Genomic DNA, 15792 nt, shown 5'->3' with positions numbered 1-15792 from the left:
GAGGTCGTGCCAACGGCACACGTTTGCGGCCTCGTCGAGAACACCGAGCATCGGCACCTGCAGGCGCCCGCCCGGTTGCGTGGTCGCATACTCCTCAGCCGCTTCAACGGTTGCGGCCGTCAGCGCGGTCACCAGCGGGCCGGCAGTTCCGCGGCCCTCCTTGGAGAGGGCTGTAGAGGGTGTCGTTCGAGCGCACGAACGCGTGCGGGTCGAACTGCGGTCGCGGTCGACCGAGAAGAGAGGCGCCCGTTCTGTCCACCGGCCCGACATAAGAGCGATTATCGGTGTGGACGAGAAGGGGTCAGTCACCGCGGAGGACCGCTGATTGCGCTTCCGTCCCGACAGCATCAGATGTGCCGCAGGGGTGGGAAACGACGGCGTAGAGGTCGCGCAGAATGTCCGCCGTATTTGACAGGGGATAAACCCGACTTGTTGCCCTGAGAGGAAAAGCGAACGATATCACAAAGGCGCGCTAATTCCAATCGAATTCGGAAATTCGTGGTAGAATAGTAGCAGTGACAAAGGAATGCGTCACAAACCATTGAAGGCAAATCCGCCCGAAAACGGAAAAGGCCCCGAACCACTAATTCGGGGCCATCCGATGGTCCTTACCAGAAAGCAGGAAACCAAATTGACTCAGTCAAAGTATACGCCCGATGAGGGCAACAAGCAAAGTGGCTCATCCCAATCGAGGGTGTAGTTGGGGTCTGAAGCCGCCGGTCTCGAGCAGCGATCTGGCGATGTAGTTGGTCAGGTTGCGGAACCCGAGGGCGGAGCCGCGGAGGTGCTCGAGCCGGCCGTTGATGGCCTCGGTCGGCCCGTTGCTGGTGCCGGGGCGGTCGAAGTAGGCCAGCACGTCGCAGGCACGCTTCTTCAAGGTCCGACCGAGCTTGGCGATCTCGACCAACGCCTTCGGCACCCCGCCGCTGAGGTCGTTGATCAGCTTGGACATCAGTTCGCGGCCGTGTGCTCGGTCATCGGTGCGGTAGGCGTCGATCATCCGCTGGTAGATCCCCCAGGTTGCCTCGACCTCGACGTGCGTGTCGTCGACGAACAGCGCCCGCAGGCGGTCGCGTTGCTTGTCGGTGAGCAGGTCGGCACCGGTGTGCAGTGTCCGCCGCGACTTGTAGAGGGGGTCGTCCCGGTGGCCGCGGTGGCCGTGGATCGCCAGCTGTACGCGGCGCCGGCACTGGTCGAGTGCGTCGCCGGCGAGGCGGACGACGTGGAAGGGATCCATGACCGCGACGGCGGCTGGGACCTCTTCAGCGGCAGCGGTCTTGAAGCCGGTGAAGCCGTCCATGGCGACGACCTCGACGGCGTCGCGCCAGGTCTCGTCGCGTTCGGTGAGCCAGGTCTTGAACGCCTGCTTGGAACGGCCCTCGACCATGTCCAGCAGCCGGGCTGGGCCGGTGCCGTCGCGGATCGGGGTGAGGTCGATGATCACGGTGACGTACTTGTCGCCGCGGCGAGTGTGCCGCCACACGTGTTCGTCGACCCCGATCACCTTCACGCCGTCGAACCGCTTGTCGTCATCGATGAGGACGCGTCTGCCTTCGGCCAGGACGGCGTCATTGGCGGTGTTCCAAGCGACCCCGAGCCCTTCGGCGACTCGGGCGATGGTGAGGTGCTGGACAACGATCCCTTCCAGTGCCCATCGCAGTCCGGCGCGGGTGAGCTTGGCCCGCGGCGCAGCCGCGGAGCTGGTGTCTTGGCGCCACACGTGCCCGCAGCCGCTGCACTTGTAGCGACGCACGACGACTTCGAGCGTGGTCGGCCGCCAGCCCAGCGGCATGTGGGCCAGCCGGCGGACCACGGTGTCGCGAGGTGCTCCTTCGGCCCCGCAGCGTCGGCACCACTGGTCGGGCTCGACGACACGACACGCGAGCACGGCCCGGTCGGGTCCGAGCCGCTGGCCGGTCACGACGAGGCCGAGCTCGTCGAGACGACAGAAGGTGGTCAGGTCAGGACAGGCGAAGCCCGCCTGCGGGGTAGCGTCAGGCACGTCGAGGTCTTCCGGATGGGCAGTGTGAGAACTTCCATCCTTGGGAGACCTCGACGCCTTTCCCGAGACCGCCGCGCGCCGACTACCTCACACCCCCGCTACACCCTCAACTGCGAAGAGCCGGTTTGACGAGTTGTTCATACCTTGGTTGGAGCGCGCCGATTTTATTGAGCCGCGATCCGCGGCTTCCATGGTGCATCCAAGAAGCTAGGGGCGGCGCACGCCTGTCCAGCAGTCGTGATGCTTCCAGCACCCATCAGAGGTTCCCAGCGGCTGTTTCGGTCACGGGTTGCACGCGTCGCAGGTCGCCGGATCGGCGACCTGCATTCCGCGATCACGCAGCACGCGTTCGTCGCATGCGGCGCAGCCGAAGACATCTGCCCGCACGCTCGCAGTCTCCTCCCCGCACGTGGCGCAGGGCACGCCGCGCTCTACATCCACGAGCCCGAACCCGGGGCATCCGCAGGCTCGACAGGGCGTGAGCAGTCGGGCAGCAAGGATCCACGCAAGTCGTCGGAGCGTCCGACGACGTATGGGATTTCTGTGCGCTCGAAGATCGGGTTCGAGATTCACGGGCCCGGAGCGGAGGAGCGCGAGGACCGTAGCCTCATCCTGGATCCCCTTGTGCAGGTCACCACCCGCCCAGGCGACGACTGCTTGATTGGGGAAGCCAATCTGCGAGAGGTATTTCCGCGCATCCGTCTCGTCGCTCACCGTTCGTGCCGGCGTGACGGCGGCATAGGTGCGGAGCTTCTGCCGTACCTGCACGCACCGCTCGAGGTCGACGAACACGGCCAGTTCCTCGTGAATCATCGGTCCGAACCCGCCGAACGCAGGTGAGTACGACGCCTCGGTTGCGAGTCCGAGGGGTGTACCGAGCTCGGAGGATGCGGCGCGGGCTTTGGCGATCGCCGCATCCTCCGGGCTTATGACCCTCGCCACATCCCGGGTGAACGTGCCGAGGGCGTCGGTGTCGAGGTCGACCGACGGTCTCACCTCCGCGTCAAGCCACCGCGCAAAAGCAGGGGCGAAGGCGGCGGCCTTTCCATGCATCGTCCCTACGGCGACGGTCATGCCCGCGTACGGGGAAGCTCCGCTCATGCGAAGTAGTCGGGGCGGCTCACCGCCGTGTGCGACACGAACATTACGCCGGAGGCCTGGTCAAGGAAGGGGCGGATGCCCGTGACGATTGCGTCCGCTCGCTCGGGCGCGACCACCGTGACGAGTAGGGTCAGTGTGTCGTGGTCGTTGAATAGTAGTCGCCCGCCGCGGTGGCCGTGGTGGCCGACGCCGGCGACGCCGGTGATCGCGGTGTAGCCGCGGGCACCCAACGACTGCATCAGGGCGGACACCTCGGCGACGTCGTCGCTGCCGACGACCACCTCGATCTTGGTCATCTGGGCCAAGTCGGACATGCTCATGCGTGGTTCTCCTTCGTGGTGATCTCTTCGTCGCCGGCGGACGTGCCGGCTACGCGGGCGGTTCCCAAATCTTCGGTCTCCCAGCCGTAACGGCCGAACCGCATCCACCGGGCGGTGTCGTACTCGCGGGCGCGGAGCGTGATCCAGCGGTTCTTAACGAGGTTTCGGACGGTCTCCGACGAGTCGATGATCTCGTTGATGCGTGTCAGCGGCGCCTGCACGAATACCTGTAGCCGCACCGGCTCGTGTCGCGTCTCGTGGCCGACACCGACCGACTGCCAGGGCAGTCCGATGCGCAGGTCGCCGCCGAAGCCGGAGAGCACCCCCGCAGTCCCGACGACATTGTGTAGCGGCTTCGGACCAGCACCGAACCGGTCGGGCGCGACCGTCGACACCGTGTACTGCGCGTTGATCCACTGCGCGACGACCATCGGCGCGGTCAGGATCGTCTCAAGGCCCGACCCGCCGGGGTCGGCATCCGCATCGTAGCTGTGCAGGAAAGTTCGGCGGCCGAGGTCGACCCCGGCGGTGATCGCCCGCGGCCCGACGATGAAAGCGGCGTTACCGGCGAGTCCCCACTCGGGGAACGCCTCTGCCCAGTCGCTCGACCGGCGGAGCGTCTCCGTCACGGCGTCGGTGTTCGGCCGGGCGCCGGGCAGGGTGGCGGTGCGCTCGGCGGCATCCGCGGCGCGCGCCGTCTCGAGGTGACGCGCGAGTTCGAGGATGCGGGTCTCGTGGCTCGCCGGGATGGTCCACGGCTCGAGGATACGCACCTCGTCGGTGACGGTGTCCATCTGCGCGGCGACGAAGAGGGTGTCGTCGGGGATCGTGATGCCCCGCGCGGCCAGTCCGTCACGGGTGGCCGGGTCGTTGAAGATCGTCGCCGCGGCGCGCGCGTTTGGCTCACCCTCGTGGCCGCCGCACGCGCCGCACTGCAGTCCGCTTGCGAACGGGTTGTTGGTGACGGAAGCCCCATGGCCGCAGATGAGTACGATCGGTGCGAAACCGTCGACGAGCCCCATCATACGGAGCGCTGTCTCGGCGTAGAGCACCCGCTCGTCGAGGCTGAACACGACGTCCGCGTTGACCCGGGTCGCCGGCTTGGGCCGCCGGATCCCGGCTCGTGCGGAGTTCCACAGCCGCGGCGCGATCGTCCGCGCCACTGACGCGGCGCCCAGGAACCACCCGGCCGTCTCGGCGAATGCGTACGGCGCGAGCGTCGACTCGCCCAACGCGTGCGTCGCTCCACAGTGCTCGGCGGTCGCCGTCCGCTGCCGCCGCCAGCGGTCGATCGCACCGCGGTCGACGGACGACTCGGTCACCGCGACGCGGGGTGTGAGGAGGACGGGGCACGAGGCGACCTCGGGCGACCCGTCCGCCGCGCGGAACGAGATCGGCACCGCAAAGAAGCCGGCAAAGCCCAGCGTCTCGATCGGTCCCGCCGCTTCGAGGTGACGGCGGTAGCTCTCGGACCGCGTGTCGATGCAGAAGATCGCCTGCGCGAGCGACCTCGCCGCATCGCCGAGCGGCCGCAGCACCGGAGCGCTCGCTGGAGCCAGTGCTCTAGCGGCGCCGCGTTCGTAGGCCTCCTGCCAGATGCTCAGGCGGGTGAGGGGATCGATGAGCGACAGGATGCGTTGCAGCGTGGCGCGCACGTCCGGGGTCGACGCGTCAGCACCGATGCCGTCCGCGACGGCGCGTAGGCGGCCTTCTTTGTCGGCGGGCGGGACTGCAGGTGCGGCCGGAAACGTCGCGTCGGCCGGGAGCAACAGGTGCTCGAGCGTCACGCGGATCGCGACGAGCGATGCGAGGTCGACCGAGCGTGACTCGACCGCCGTGTGCCGCACGAGCGCCGACCAGCCGGGCTGGGCGAGCACGTGGGCGCGAATAAAGTCCTCGGCGGCCCATCCGTCGAGACTCCACCACTCCAGTGCGGTGTTGATCGCCGCCGCAGGCTCGGCGGGGGCCGAGCGGATGCCCGCGCGCACCCGACGGGGCAGGGTTGGATCAAGTGCGGCGAGGCGGCGCCAGGAATTCCACATCCCCTCGCGCTGGGTCGGCTCCGACCAGGCGGCCGCGCCGAAGATCGCGGTAAGCCACCGGCTGGTGAGGTCGTCGACGCGTGCGTGCACCTTCGGGGAGAGCGTGTGCGCGGGTGTGGGCAGGGATGTTCCTAACGGGGTCGCGGGTGGCGAGACGAGAAGGTCGTGCAGGAGCACCTCGGACAGTGTGGTGACAACTCCGTCCGTGACGACGGGGTGCAGCGACCGCGCCTCGGGGACGAATTGGTGGAGCGCGGCGACGAGATCGCTGAGAGGGATCCGTCCCTCCGCGTGCAGTGCACGGAAGCGCTCCTCGGTCGGGGTGAGGAACACCCCGTGCTCCTGAGCGATCAGTCGCAGCGCGTCATCGTGGTCGAGAGTCTCGTACCCGGCGACCGGATTGCGGGCGATGAAGGTCTCGAGCGGAAAGTGCGGCGCGATAGCGCGGCCGGATGCCGCGACCCACCCCCGGATGGTGGCGTGTCGAGCGAGTGTGGCGGTGGTGGTCATCGGGTGCTCCCGTATTCGAGGGGTCCGGTCAGGACGGTCGGGGTGGAGGGTGTGCGAGTGGGGAGCACCGGCAGAGCCGGTCGTCCCCAGGCGAAACCGAAGGCGAAGAGGTGATCGCCCAGTCGGCCGGAGGTTCGTGTGGCCGCAGCGACGAAAGCGGCGACGGCGAAGAGGGCCACGGCGAAGGCTGGCGGAAGCGCCGCGGCGGGAACCGTGGGAACCAGCGACTCGGCGGCGGGGAATACAAGGAGGACGTACCCGACCGCCGCCGCAGCGACCCCGGCCACGGTGGCCGTACGCGCCACCCGCGACGCACCGCTCGAGCCAAGCTTCGCTCCTGCAACAGCCGCGGTGGCCAACGGGAACAGCAACAGCGCGGCAGTCTGGTGCGACAGGATGCCGCCCGCCCCGATCGCGGCGAGGGCCACCAGGGCCACGACCACAGCTCCCGTCCCGCCGCCTCGGCGTGACGGTGTCGTCTGTTCAACGGTGCGGGCCGCGAGCGCCCGCTCTACCGCCGAGCCTGCCCCAAGGAAGAGGCTCGCCTTGTACAGGGCGTGACCCATGACGTGCACCAGGGCAAGGCCGTAGGCGCCGAGCGAGCAGGCGACGAGCATGAAACCCATCTGTGCGGCCGTCGACTGCACGAGCCTTCCCTTGACGTCGGGCCGGGTGAGCATCGCAAGGCCCGCAAGCACCATCGTGAAGGCGCCCGCGATGCCGACCACCCACGGGCCGGCGACCGTAGGCACCTCGGCGAAGCGGAGGAGGAGCACGGCGCCGGCGTTGACGAAGCCGGCGTGGAGGAGAGCGGAAACGGGAGTGGTCGTTGCGGCCGTGGCGGGCAGCCACCCATGCAGGGGGAACGATCCGGCGCGGGCGACTGCCGCGACTGCCGCGAGAACGCTCACCGCGGTGGCCGGTGCCGGCTCGAGGGTACCGAGCGAGTTGAGGGAGGCCGACCCGGTCGCCGTGATCGCGATGCCAGCAGCGGTCCATAGTGCGAGGTCGCCGAGGAGCAGCGAGAGGGCGCTCCGCCGCGTCGCGGCTCGCGTCTGAGGGCTGCGACCGCCGGTCCAGATGAGGGCGACAGTGCTGATCGAGGCGACCGTCCATCCCGCGGCGAGGAGCCGGACATCATCGGCCGCGACACTCGACGCCGAACCGAGGGCAGCGAGCGACGAGAAGGCAAAGAACGGGCGAGCGCGGGGATCGCCGCGAAGGTTCCGCTCGGCGTAGAGCTGCACGACGACGGTGAGGGCGACGACCAGGAGTGCAAAGAGAGGACCGATGAGGTCTCCCCCACCCACGGCCGCGCGGATCACGCTGGCGGCGGCGATGAACGTCGCGATGGATAGGGGCCAGATCGAAAAGGAACCGGAAGTGCGACGGCGCGCGGGCTCGGGGAGGGCGGCGGCGACAACCGCAGCGAGCAACGCGGCGGAGGTGAGCAAGGCGAGCAGCGACATGCTGCATACGTTAGGTGCACAGAAATACGTGTGTCAAATTACAGGTTAAAAAACTCAGGTTGGTACGAAAGATCGCGCTTATGCTGGGCGCATGGGTAACTGGACGTTCCTCACAAATCACGCCCATGTCTTCATCTACGTCGCCCGCGATCCCGGCGCCCGCGTTCGCGAGATCGCCGATGCGGTGGGCATCACCGAGCGGACGGCGCACGGCATCCTCAGCGATCTCGTCGATGACGGGTATCTCCGTCGCACGAAAGAGGGTCGACGCAACCGCTACGAATGCGTCGAGGATCTGCCAATGCGTCACCCCGTCGAAAGCGAACACCGGGTCGGAGAACTACTTCACGCGCTCCGCGGCTGACGCCAGTTAGAACGCCTGGACTCGATCGGACTCGACGAGCATCCCGACGAGGAGATGACAAATGCCCACCGAGACCTCTGAGCGCCCTTCACCACACACTGGTCGGCTGCTTATCAGCCTCCGAGGCACGGCCACGGCGAGACAATTGCACTGCGGGGGAAATACTCCTTCGCTGCTCGCCACCGATATCTCAGTCGACCAGCGGGGGGTTCCGATCCCGAGCTGTCTATCTGACCACTCTCATGTCCGGAAACCATCTCCTGGGAGGCTCTGTGTACGGCAATGGCTCATCAGGTTCGCACGAGTCTTTTGACTTGGCGAAGGGGCCGTCGGGGCTGAGCAGCAGGTTCATGTGGTGGTCGGCGTGGTCGCGCCACCAGACGCTCGCGCCGGTAGCCGGGTCGAGTCGCAGGTGCTCCCAGGACCGCCACAGGCCTTCGAGGCGGGCGACGGCTTCCGGGTATCGCCACCAGTCCGCTGCCCACCGGTAGCGGGCGTTTCCGGGCCCGACAGGGCGTGTGTACATGTGGCGCAGGTACTCCCGCACGAACTCGTCGACGGAGCCGTAGACCAGCTCCGGGCTCGGCTGGTCGACGTCGTCGTCGCGGAAGTCATCGAGCAGGTCACTCATCGCGCGGCTCGCTCTCTTCGATCACGGCAGCTTGAGCAGGGCGACTGTGGCGGGCGTGCTGTGAGAGGGATCGTGCGCGGCGATCGACGCGCGCAACGCGGTCGCATGTGGCCCGTTCATCCACGGGACTGTCTCGACAAGGGTTGCGGGAGCGCCCGATGCGAACACCACCGCTCGGCCGCGGGGCAGCGCGCCGAGATCCGCGACGTCGAGGGTGCGTTCGCGCTGCACCCCATGAGAGGTCGACCGGGTGCCACGGCCGACGCTCGTGGAGGTCGTGCGCCGGTCGTAGTCACCGATCATCTGCGAGAGCTCGTTCAGGAACTCCGGTTCCTTCACTCCCCCGCCGTAGACTGCGACGTTCGAGGCGCTCCACAGCTTGCGCATCCCGTCGCGCCCCACACCTGCACGCCCTGAGACCAGGACTGCAGAATCGTCATCAGGACGATCCCACGGGATCCGTAGTGGCTGTAAAGGTCGGGGAGGTCGTGCCAACGGCACACGTTTGCGGCCTCGTCGAGAACACCGAGCATCGGCACCTGCAGGCGCCCGCCCGGTTGCGTGGTCGCATACTCCTCAGCCGCTTCAACGGTTGCGGCCGTCAGTGCCGTCACCAGCGGGCCGGCGTGGACCCGTCGTGCCGCGCCGATTCAGGGTGACAGCCTCATAGACTGACGCTCCATCACTCTAGGCTCGAGCTCCCGTCGCTGAGCTGCACTCTCTGGAAGCTCGATCCGTTGCAGGAGCATCTCCGCGCAGATCATCCCCTGTTCGGCAAGTCGAGCGTCGATAGTCGTGAGTGACGGCCGGATGATCTCGCTTGCTTCGACGTTGTCAAAGCCGCTCACCTCGATGTCTTGCGGGATACGCAGGCCGGCTTCTTGTGCCTTCAAGATCGCGCCGATGGCAATCTGGTCGCTGCCGCAAACCACGAGCGTCGGAGGGTCGCTCAAGAGGTTTGCCATGGCCGAGCGGCCCCCCTCAACGGTGTAGGGCACCAATTGCACGTCTCTAGAGTTGAGAGCTCCCCGCGAGGCCTCGATGGCCTGTGTGAAGCCCTTTAGACGAGTTCGAGCGCCCTCGTCATCCCAGTTTCCGCCGATGAAGCAAACTCGCGACTGTGAATGAGCGAGACCTACTGCGGTGATCCTGCGGATCGCTGCGGCTTGGTCCGTGTAGACGATGTCCCAGTCACCGGTGTGGGCGGCGCCCAGCCCTCCAACTACAAATGGAACGGATGCTTGCCGCAAGAGTCGCGCGGCGGCTGGCTCAGGATCCTGGCCAAAAAAGATCACACCGGATGGCAAGCGATCGACAACCTGCTGAAGTAGGCCACTGGAGAAGCCTTCGTCAGGAGAGTCCACCATCGTTGTGGCAAATCCTCGTCGGCGCAGCAGGGCGGCGGCCTCACGAATCGAGGTGGTCGCACTGACGTTCGCTATGTCTTTCACGATGAATGCGACCGTGCTAGTTGACCGTGCTCTCAATGATCGAGCGACCTGATTAGGGCGGTACTTGAGCTCCTCCATGACACTCAGGACGCGCTGCTGTGTGGCCTCGGCAACGTAGCGCCGCCCTGTCATGACGTGCGAAGCAGTTGTCTCGCTGACACCAGCACGGTCAGCAACGTCGCGCAGTGTCACACGCTTCTGTTGCAGTCCTGAGCGGGAACTCTTCGTCATAGGAGATCTTCCGTCTTCACCCCGGTGTGGAAGGTGTGGCTGAGAATGTCAGGGTACGGGAAGCGGCGGTGAGGCCCCTGTCCCCACCTGCCAAAGCCTGCCGGTTTGCATCCAAAAGCACATCGCCGCGCATCCTGACGAACTGCCCGGCTGCGACTTCTTCCACCGTCTCGTCAGCCGGGAGGGGAATCACAAGAGTCGAGCCTTCTTTCGCTGGGAGGGTAGCCGGATCGTGGATGCCCGGGAAAGCCAACGTCAGTGAGCAATCTTCCTGCGGCGCGGAGGCGACCTCGATCGTAAGCACGTCCCCCTGCTTCACGAACAGAAGCCGCCAACCGGGCAGCCTCGCATCCTCAAAGATTCCCGAACGCGGTACCAGGACCTCAACGCATCTGCTCTGGTCGTTGAATCGCGCAGATCGATCGCGGAGATCAATCACGCCTAGCGCGCCACGCATGGTGCAACACCACCACGCGTCGTCGGAAATCGAATAGATCTCGGGATGTGCGGCCGTTGCGATGGCATCAAGCCCAAAGCTTCCGTCATCCCGCTGAGCGAACGCCATGGCGTTGTGCTCGATCCGTCGTATGTTCTCCAAGTGGCCGGGATCTCCCGTGAGATCAAACAACGCGAATTCGAGACCGATCGAATCAACAATGGCGCAGGGTTCAGTCCACGTGTCGTGGCGCCCGAACCAATTGAATGTCGCCCAGTTCAAGGTGCGGCCACTCTGCACGTAATCCCGGTAGATCCGCACCGCCGCGTTCTCCGCCTCTTCCGATCCACTCAGCACAGCGAAGCGCGCAAGGTTGCGAGCGGCAGCGAGGCTCGCGTGAAGTTGTGCGCGCTGCGCGACAAAATCGACTTCGTTGGCGACGCCAGCCATGTCCACGATGGCTCGGTGAATATCGCGACGACGAGTGCGCTCCCATACCGGGACAAGCGCATTGAGCGCCAGAAAAACGCACCACGTATCTGTGGACAGCAGCCATCCATTTCGCTCCATCATCGCGGTACCGGAGGGCTCGCCGATGTCGACCAGCTCTCGTTCACGCGGGTACTGCGAGAGCTTTGCCAGCGCGGGCAGGATCAGTTCGTCGACCACTCGAGTTGCCGCATCTAGAGCTCGAGGGTCATCTGATACGACCTCGTACTGGAGGTAAGCAGACACGACCCAGCCATGACAGGCCACCTGCTGCTCATTGATCTCGTTCGCGGACGCCGTTCCGAAGTAACCGACGTCAGCGGTCGTGTCGAGCATGGCCTCGAACAGCTCGCGCGTTCGGTCGCGAGTTTCGTGCCCATCTCGCGCAAATCTACTCAACGTCAGAAGTAGGCGTCCCGCGACATCACCTGGCCAGTCGCTCGCGGTCGATTCTTCGATTGCCGCCGTGGTTCCGTAGTCGCGCCCGCGCAGACGCGCCACAGATGCTCGCAAGCGATCGTCGGTCTCCAGGGAGGTGAGGAAGGTGGGAGCCGGACTGAATACAACATCGGTCATCGGATCTGTGCTCTCTTCGTTGATGGCCCAGCTAGTGCTGTTTGACACCGTAGGAATCACGAGCCTACTATGCAAATCGATTGGTATCGAGTTCAACGGAGAGCAAAACGATGGTCGACGCAGCCCCGCGCACCCACGCAGGTGGTCTGCGTGCCGATGTCCATACGCCTCTAGACCGCCAAACAGTCGACTCTCGGATCCTGCGGAGACGGCGATACCGGGGCATCGCCGTTCCGATGTGGATGGTCCTGCCGGCGTTCGTGGCCTACTCGTTCGTCACTCTCGTCCCCAGCGGACAGGGAGCGATCGTCGCGTTCAGCGATTGGAACGGCATCAGTGCCTCATACGATCTGATCGGCCTCGACAACTTCCGGCGACTATTGTCCGATCCACGAGCTCTCGGCGCATTCGGAAACACCCTCGCACTGGCTGCCGTAGTGATGATTCTTCAGAATGTCATCGGACTGGGGCTAGCGCTCGCGCTGAACTCCGCCGTCCGGTCACGGAACCTTCTCCGCGTGATCTTCTTCGCCCCAGTAGTGCTCACTCCGCTCGTCAGCGGATACATCTGGAGCTACATGCTCTCCCCGCAGGGGGGGTTGAATTCGACCCTGCGCTCGGTTGGGTTGGAAGCCCTGGCGATGGATTGGCTCGGCGATCCCAGGTACGCGCTCGGAGCCGTGTGCGTAGCCATTATCTGGCAGTTCAGCGGCTACTCCATGGTGATCTTCTTGGCTGGTCTACAGGCGATCCCGGTGGAACTTACCGAGGCTGCTGCCATCGATGGGGCAGGCCCATGGCGCAGGTTCGTATCGATCACACTGCCGTTGCTGAATGGAGCGATTGTCATCAATCTGCTTCTCACTCTTATCGGAGGGCTGGGGCAGTTTGACCAGGTGATCGCGATGACGAATGGTGGGCCGGGAACTTCCACCGAGACCATCTCCACCACGATCTACAAGATCGGGTTTCAGCTCGGCGACTACTCGTACGGCACCGCGCTTGCTCTGGCAATGACAGTGGTGGTGGCCGTACTCGCCTTCATCCAGTTCCGCCTGACCTCAAGGCAAGTGCGCTGATGATCGGTCGCTACACCCGCCGCACCATGCTGCTGGAAATCGCGCTGTGGATAATTGCAGTGCTTTCCTTCCTGCCGCTTCTCGCTCTAGTCAATGTCTCGCTAAAAGCGAAGGGAAACCCCTCGGGGGCGTTCGCAGTTGCCGGCGAGTACACGATGGAGAACTACGCAGCTGCGTGGGAGCAGGGCCGATTGGGGGCCGCGCTTGCAAACAGCGCCTTCATCGCCGTCATGGCAGTCGTGTTGATCCTGCTACTGGCCTCCATGGCTGCGTTTCCCCTCGCTCGAGTAGGGGGACGGCTCTCGAGAGGGGCGTTCTATGTTTTGCTGCTGGGACTCGTCATCCCGGGGCAACTCGGGGTGCTCCCGCTGTTCGCAAGCATCCGCGACCTGGGGTTGGTAGGTAGCCCATGGGCTGTGATCCTCATCAACGTCGGAGGAGCGATGCCCTTCGCGATCTTCATCCTGACCACATTCCTACGCGAGACTCCACGGGACTTCGAAGAAGCCGCGGCGATTGACGGCGCTGGGCCGCTGAGAACCTTCTTCTCGGTCGTCGTTCCGCTGATGCGGCCCGCGCTCGGAACCGTAGCGATCCTGAACCTCATCGCAATCTGGAACAACTTTTTCATCGCACTGCTGTTCCTGAGCGGCAGCGGGCAAGAGACCGTCCCGGTCCGCATCAATGGCTTCGTCCGCGAGTTCTCCGCGGACTGGCCCCTCGTCTTCGCCGCGCTGGTGATCTCCTCGGTGCCGATTCTGCTGGGCTACTTCGCCATGCAGCGCCACATCATCCAAGGATTCGCCGGCGGGGTGAAGGGGTAATCCACCCCCCCACCCGCAATCACACGTCCTCCCGAAAGGAACCCAAATGAATCACTCATCGAGGCACAGCGTCGTCGCCGCGATGCTCGCTGCTGGACTCGTCACCGTCCTCGCAGGGTGCTCGACCGAGACCGGAGAGCCCGCCGCCGAAGGCGATCAGGTCATAACCCTAGGCACCGACGACACGGTCCGCATCCAGCCCGTGATCGACGCGTTCGAACAGGCGAATCCTGGTGTCAAGATCGAGGTTCAGTCTGGCGGAAACTCCTATCAGGAGTTCCTTCGAACGCGCCTCGCTTCGAAGACTGCGCCGGATGTCCTGCGCACTTTCCCCGGGGCTGGCAACGTTGCCGGAGTGCTCAGCTTGGACTCCGCGGGAGCACTAGAGGACCTCTCTGGGCAGAGTTGGGTCGGCGAACTCACTCCACAGCAGCTCAACCTCTTCGGAACGGCGGATGACCGCGTCCTCTCGGTCCCAGTGGGAGCCCTTGCGCTCGGTCCGGTCTACAACGATCAGACGCTCGAAGGGCTCGGGGCTAGCGTCCCGACCACGCTCGACGAGGTTCTGCAACTCTGCGATGCAGCTGCGGAGCAGAACAAAGTCGCGTTTGCGATCTTCCAGAAGGGTGGTGGTGTCGTTCCGACGTACTCGATGGTGGCGCCCCTTGTATACGGTCCGGAACCGGACTTCACTGAGCGCCAGCTCGCGGGGGAAGTGAGTTTCACCGATTCTGGGTGGACGAAGGCATACGCGATCCAGCAGCAGATGCTCGATCGGGGTTGCTTCCAGGACGGTCCCAATGGGACCGACTACAACGCGGCCGCTGCTTTGGTCGCCAACGGTGACGCTGTCGCAACATTCGCCTTCTCCGACACGACCGGACTCGAGGACATCTCGCCGGAGGGGACCACCTACACGATCGCGCCATTCCCGACGAGTGACAACCCGGAAGACCGGTACCTTGCCGTGGCCGACTCCAACGGGTTTGGGGTCAACGCCGATGCGAAGCAGAAGGAGCTTGCCCTCAAGTTCGTCGAGTTCATCGGAACCCCAAAGGCGCAGATCCTTTTTGCCAACGCAGCGAAGGGCGCGCCGGCGCTACCCACTGAGCAATTCCAGCCCGAAGGCACAAACCAGAAGGTGATCGCGGAGTACCAGCTGGCAGGCAAGACCGCTGCATGGCCCGATCAGGAATGGCCCGGCGCCGAGGTCGTGCAGAGCGTCGATCAGGTTGTTCAGCGGCTCTTTAACGGGGAAGACACCCCGCAGACCGCCACGCAAAAGATGGACGATGCCTTTAAGGCGGCAGCCGACGCGCGATGACCGAGACGTTGACCCTCGAAGAGGGATAGACGTACACGCTCACTAAATGCGCACGAACTGACCGGCGGGAGGCCCCCACCTCCCGCCGGTCCCCCGAAAGGCCAGCATGCTTCTCTCACCCTCAGACGTATTTCTCGATGGTCGGTCCCCGGGCCACGTCTCTCATCGGGAGACAGCACGAATCAGCTGGTCGTGGAACCTCTCTGCCGGGTTTTCCGGGACAGCGCTGCGCCTCGAAGGAGCGACGACGAGAGACAAGCTTCTGCGTCGGGAAAATGATGTCTGGAACGTCGGTCTTGCCGCCGGCGATACATTCGTGGACATCGCCTGGGGACCAGAACATCGCGTCTTTTGGCGGCTCGCTCCTGCGCAGGTCGATGATGCGTCAGAGGCGTCAATCTTCTTCTCAAAGCGCGCTCTCTCATGGCACCCAGCTTGGCTTACGCACCCGGACTGGGAAACGGACGTTTCTGACAGCGGCTCACGAGTGTTCGCCACAGACCTCTTCTATGATCCTCGCGTCGATATAGAAGTTCAGCTGGATCTCGCGACACCCAACGTCGCATGGGTCGAAGTGAACGGAGTCTCCATCGACCGGAGACTTGCTCCCGGGTACGCCCAGTATCGCGACGAGACCCCAGCAGTCGACCTAGACCTGACCTCTCTTTTGCGGCCGGGTCGTAACGAGCTCACGGTTGAGATAGCCCCCGGAATGGGATGGGTTAGCCGCGACGCATCCAGGTACTCCAAGCTCGAGAATCACGCGGTCCTGCCGCGCTTCGCCTCACGGGTGTTGCATCATCGGGAGTCTGACTCCGCTGTTTCCGAACCAGCATGGGTCACGCGACGCGGCAGCGCGCTAAAGACACACTGGTACGGCGGGGAGGACCACGACCTCCGCATTTTGGGAGGCACCTCAGTACCTGCAGTGGCTGTCCTTCAC

The 15792-nt window shown here is 64.9% G+C and carries 12 protein-coding genes and 3 pseudogenes; 5 read left to right on the top strand and 10 right to left on the bottom strand.

The annotated features are described in order from the left end of the window. From Q9S71_RS15135 to Q9S71_RS15050, 6 genes and pseudogenes are all read right to left on the bottom strand, one after another. Nucleotides 1-223 (bottom strand): annotated as a pseudogene (locus Q9S71_RS15135) (conjugal transfer protein); the annotation flags it as partial. A 456-nt stretch (nucleotides 224-679) separates the two neighbouring features. Further along, nucleotides 680-2002, bottom strand: a complete 1323-nt coding sequence (locus Q9S71_RS15070) for an ISL3 family transposase (RefSeq protein WP_311863497.1) — start codon at nucleotides 2000-2002, stop codon at nucleotides 680-682. Between the two features lie 282 nt (nucleotides 2003-2284). Then, nucleotides 2285-3076 carry a DUF6671 family protein gene (locus Q9S71_RS15065; protein ID WP_311863495.1) on the bottom strand — a complete coding sequence of 264 codons (792 nt, stop codon included), beginning with the start codon at nucleotides 3074-3076 and terminating at the stop codon, nucleotides 2285-2287. A gap of 23 nt (nucleotides 3077-3099) precedes the next feature. Beyond that, nucleotides 3100-3423, bottom strand: coding sequence for a P-II family nitrogen regulator (locus tag Q9S71_RS15060; RefSeq protein WP_311863493.1), 324 nt, complete (start codon nucleotides 3421-3423; stop codon nucleotides 3100-3102). Next, the gene (locus Q9S71_RS15055; RefSeq protein ID WP_311863491.1) at nucleotides 3420-5975 is read right to left on the bottom strand and encodes a DUF2309 domain-containing protein; all 2556 of its coding nucleotides are present in this window, start codon (nucleotides 5973-5975) and stop codon (nucleotides 3420-3422) included. Before Q9S71_RS15055 ends, Q9S71_RS15060 begins: the two co-directional genes overlap by 4 nt. Then, entirely contained in the window at nucleotides 5972-7444 is a 1473-nt protein-coding gene (locus Q9S71_RS15050) for a proton-conducting transporter transmembrane domain-containing protein (RefSeq protein WP_311863490.1), read from the bottom strand. Before Q9S71_RS15050 ends, Q9S71_RS15055 begins: the two co-directional genes overlap by 4 nt. Before the next feature lie 91 nt (nucleotides 7445-7535). Here Q9S71_RS15050 and Q9S71_RS15045 point away from each other — a divergent pair, with 91 nt between their 5' ends. Continuing rightward, on the top strand, nucleotides 7536-7808 hold the full coding sequence (locus Q9S71_RS15045; protein ID WP_311863488.1) for a helix-turn-helix transcriptional regulator: 273 nt from the start codon (nucleotides 7536-7538) through the stop codon (nucleotides 7806-7808). A 226-nt stretch (nucleotides 7809-8034) separates the two neighbouring features. Here the strand turns inward: Q9S71_RS15045 and Q9S71_RS15040 are convergent, their stop codons facing one another. From Q9S71_RS15040 to Q9S71_RS15025, 4 genes and pseudogenes are all read right to left on the bottom strand, one after another. After that, the gene (locus tag Q9S71_RS15040; protein WP_311863486.1) at nucleotides 8035-8439 is read right to left on the bottom strand and encodes a DUF4913 domain-containing protein; all 405 of its coding nucleotides are present in this window, start codon (nucleotides 8437-8439) and stop codon (nucleotides 8035-8037) included. A 21-nt stretch (nucleotides 8440-8460) separates the two neighbouring features. Continuing rightward, nucleotides 8461-9065 (bottom strand): annotated as a pseudogene (locus Q9S71_RS15035) (type IV secretory system conjugative DNA transfer family protein); the annotation flags it as partial. A 24-nt stretch (nucleotides 9066-9089) separates the two neighbouring features. Continuing rightward, nucleotides 9090-10121: a LacI family DNA-binding transcriptional regulator gene (locus Q9S71_RS15030; RefSeq protein ID WP_311863484.1), complete on the bottom strand. Its 1032-nt coding sequence runs from the start codon at nucleotides 10119-10121 to the stop codon at nucleotides 9090-9092. A 16-nt stretch (nucleotides 10122-10137) separates the two neighbouring features. After that, nucleotides 10138-11670, bottom strand: coding sequence for a glycoside hydrolase family protein (locus Q9S71_RS15025; protein ID WP_311863482.1), 1533 nt, complete (start codon nucleotides 11668-11670; stop codon nucleotides 10138-10140). 194 nt (nucleotides 11671-11864) lie between these two features. On the opposite strand from Q9S71_RS15025, the gene Q9S71_RS15020 reads away from it, so the two are divergent. The 4 genes and pseudogenes from Q9S71_RS15020 to Q9S71_RS15130 form a co-directional block, all read left to right on the top strand. Then, a complete protein-coding gene (locus Q9S71_RS15020) occupies nucleotides 11865-12701 on the top strand; it encodes a carbohydrate ABC transporter permease (protein ID WP_311863480.1) in 837 nt (278 codons plus the stop codon). After that, nucleotides 12701-13525 (top strand): carbohydrate ABC transporter permease, encoded by an 825-nt coding sequence (locus Q9S71_RS15015; RefSeq protein ID WP_311863478.1) that lies wholly within the window; start codon nucleotides 12701-12703, stop codon nucleotides 13523-13525. Before Q9S71_RS15020 ends, Q9S71_RS15015 begins: the two co-directional genes overlap by 1 nt. Nucleotides 13526-13571: 46 nt before the next feature. Further along, nucleotides 13572-14849, top strand: a complete 1278-nt coding sequence (locus Q9S71_RS15010) for an ABC transporter substrate-binding protein (protein ID WP_311863476.1) — start codon at nucleotides 13572-13574, stop codon at nucleotides 14847-14849. Nucleotides 14850-14955: 106 nt separating this feature from the next. Beyond that, nucleotides 14956-15738: pseudogene (locus Q9S71_RS15130) on the top strand (alpha-L-rhamnosidase N-terminal domain-containing protein); the annotation flags it as partial. Between the last annotated feature and the right edge of the window lie 54 nt (nucleotides 15739-15792).

This window comes from Microbacterium gawkjiense, from assembly GCF_031932225.1.
GTDB lineage: Bacteria > Actinomycetota > Actinomycetes > Actinomycetales > Microbacteriaceae > Microbacterium > Microbacterium gawkjiense.
This window is presented reverse-complemented; position numbering and strand designations above follow the sequence as displayed.

Excerpts from the sequence above, each read along its gene's own strand:
- Q9S71_RS15045 (WP_311863488.1), top strand. The coding sequence starts at position 7,536 with ATGGGTAACTGGACGTTCCTCACAAATCACGCCCATGTCTTCATCTAC.
- Q9S71_RS15020 (WP_311863480.1), top strand. The coding sequence starts at position 11,865 with ATGGTCCTGCCGGCGTTCGTGGCCTACTCGTTCGTCACTCTCGTCCCC.
- Q9S71_RS15065 (WP_311863495.1), bottom strand. The coding sequence starts at position 3,076 with ATGACCGTCGCCGTAGGGACGATGCATGGAAAGGCCGCCGCCTTCGCC.
- Q9S71_RS15060 (WP_311863493.1), bottom strand. The coding sequence starts at position 3,423 with ATGAGCATGTCCGACTTGGCCCAGATGACCAAGATCGAGGTGGTCGTC.
- Q9S71_RS15040 (WP_311863486.1), bottom strand. The coding sequence starts at position 8,439 with ATGAGTGACCTGCTCGATGACTTCCGCGACGACGACGTCGACCAGCCG.
- Q9S71_RS15030 (WP_311863484.1), bottom strand. The coding sequence starts at position 10,121 with ATGACGAAGAGTTCCCGCTCAGGACTGCAACAGAAGCGTGTGACACTG.
- Q9S71_RS15050 (WP_311863490.1), bottom strand. The coding sequence starts at position 7,444 with ATGTCGCTGCTCGCCTTGCTCACCTCCGCCGCGTTGCTCGCTGCGGTT.
- Q9S71_RS15055 (WP_311863491.1), bottom strand. The coding sequence starts at position 5,975 with ATGACCACCACCGCCACACTCGCTCGACACGCCACCATCCGGGGGTGG.
- Q9S71_RS15010 (WP_311863476.1), top strand. The coding sequence starts at position 13,572 with ATGAATCACTCATCGAGGCACAGCGTCGTCGCCGCGATGCTCGCTGCT.
- Q9S71_RS15015 (WP_311863478.1), top strand. The coding sequence starts at position 12,701 with ATGATCGGTCGCTACACCCGCCGCACCATGCTGCTGGAAATCGCGCTG.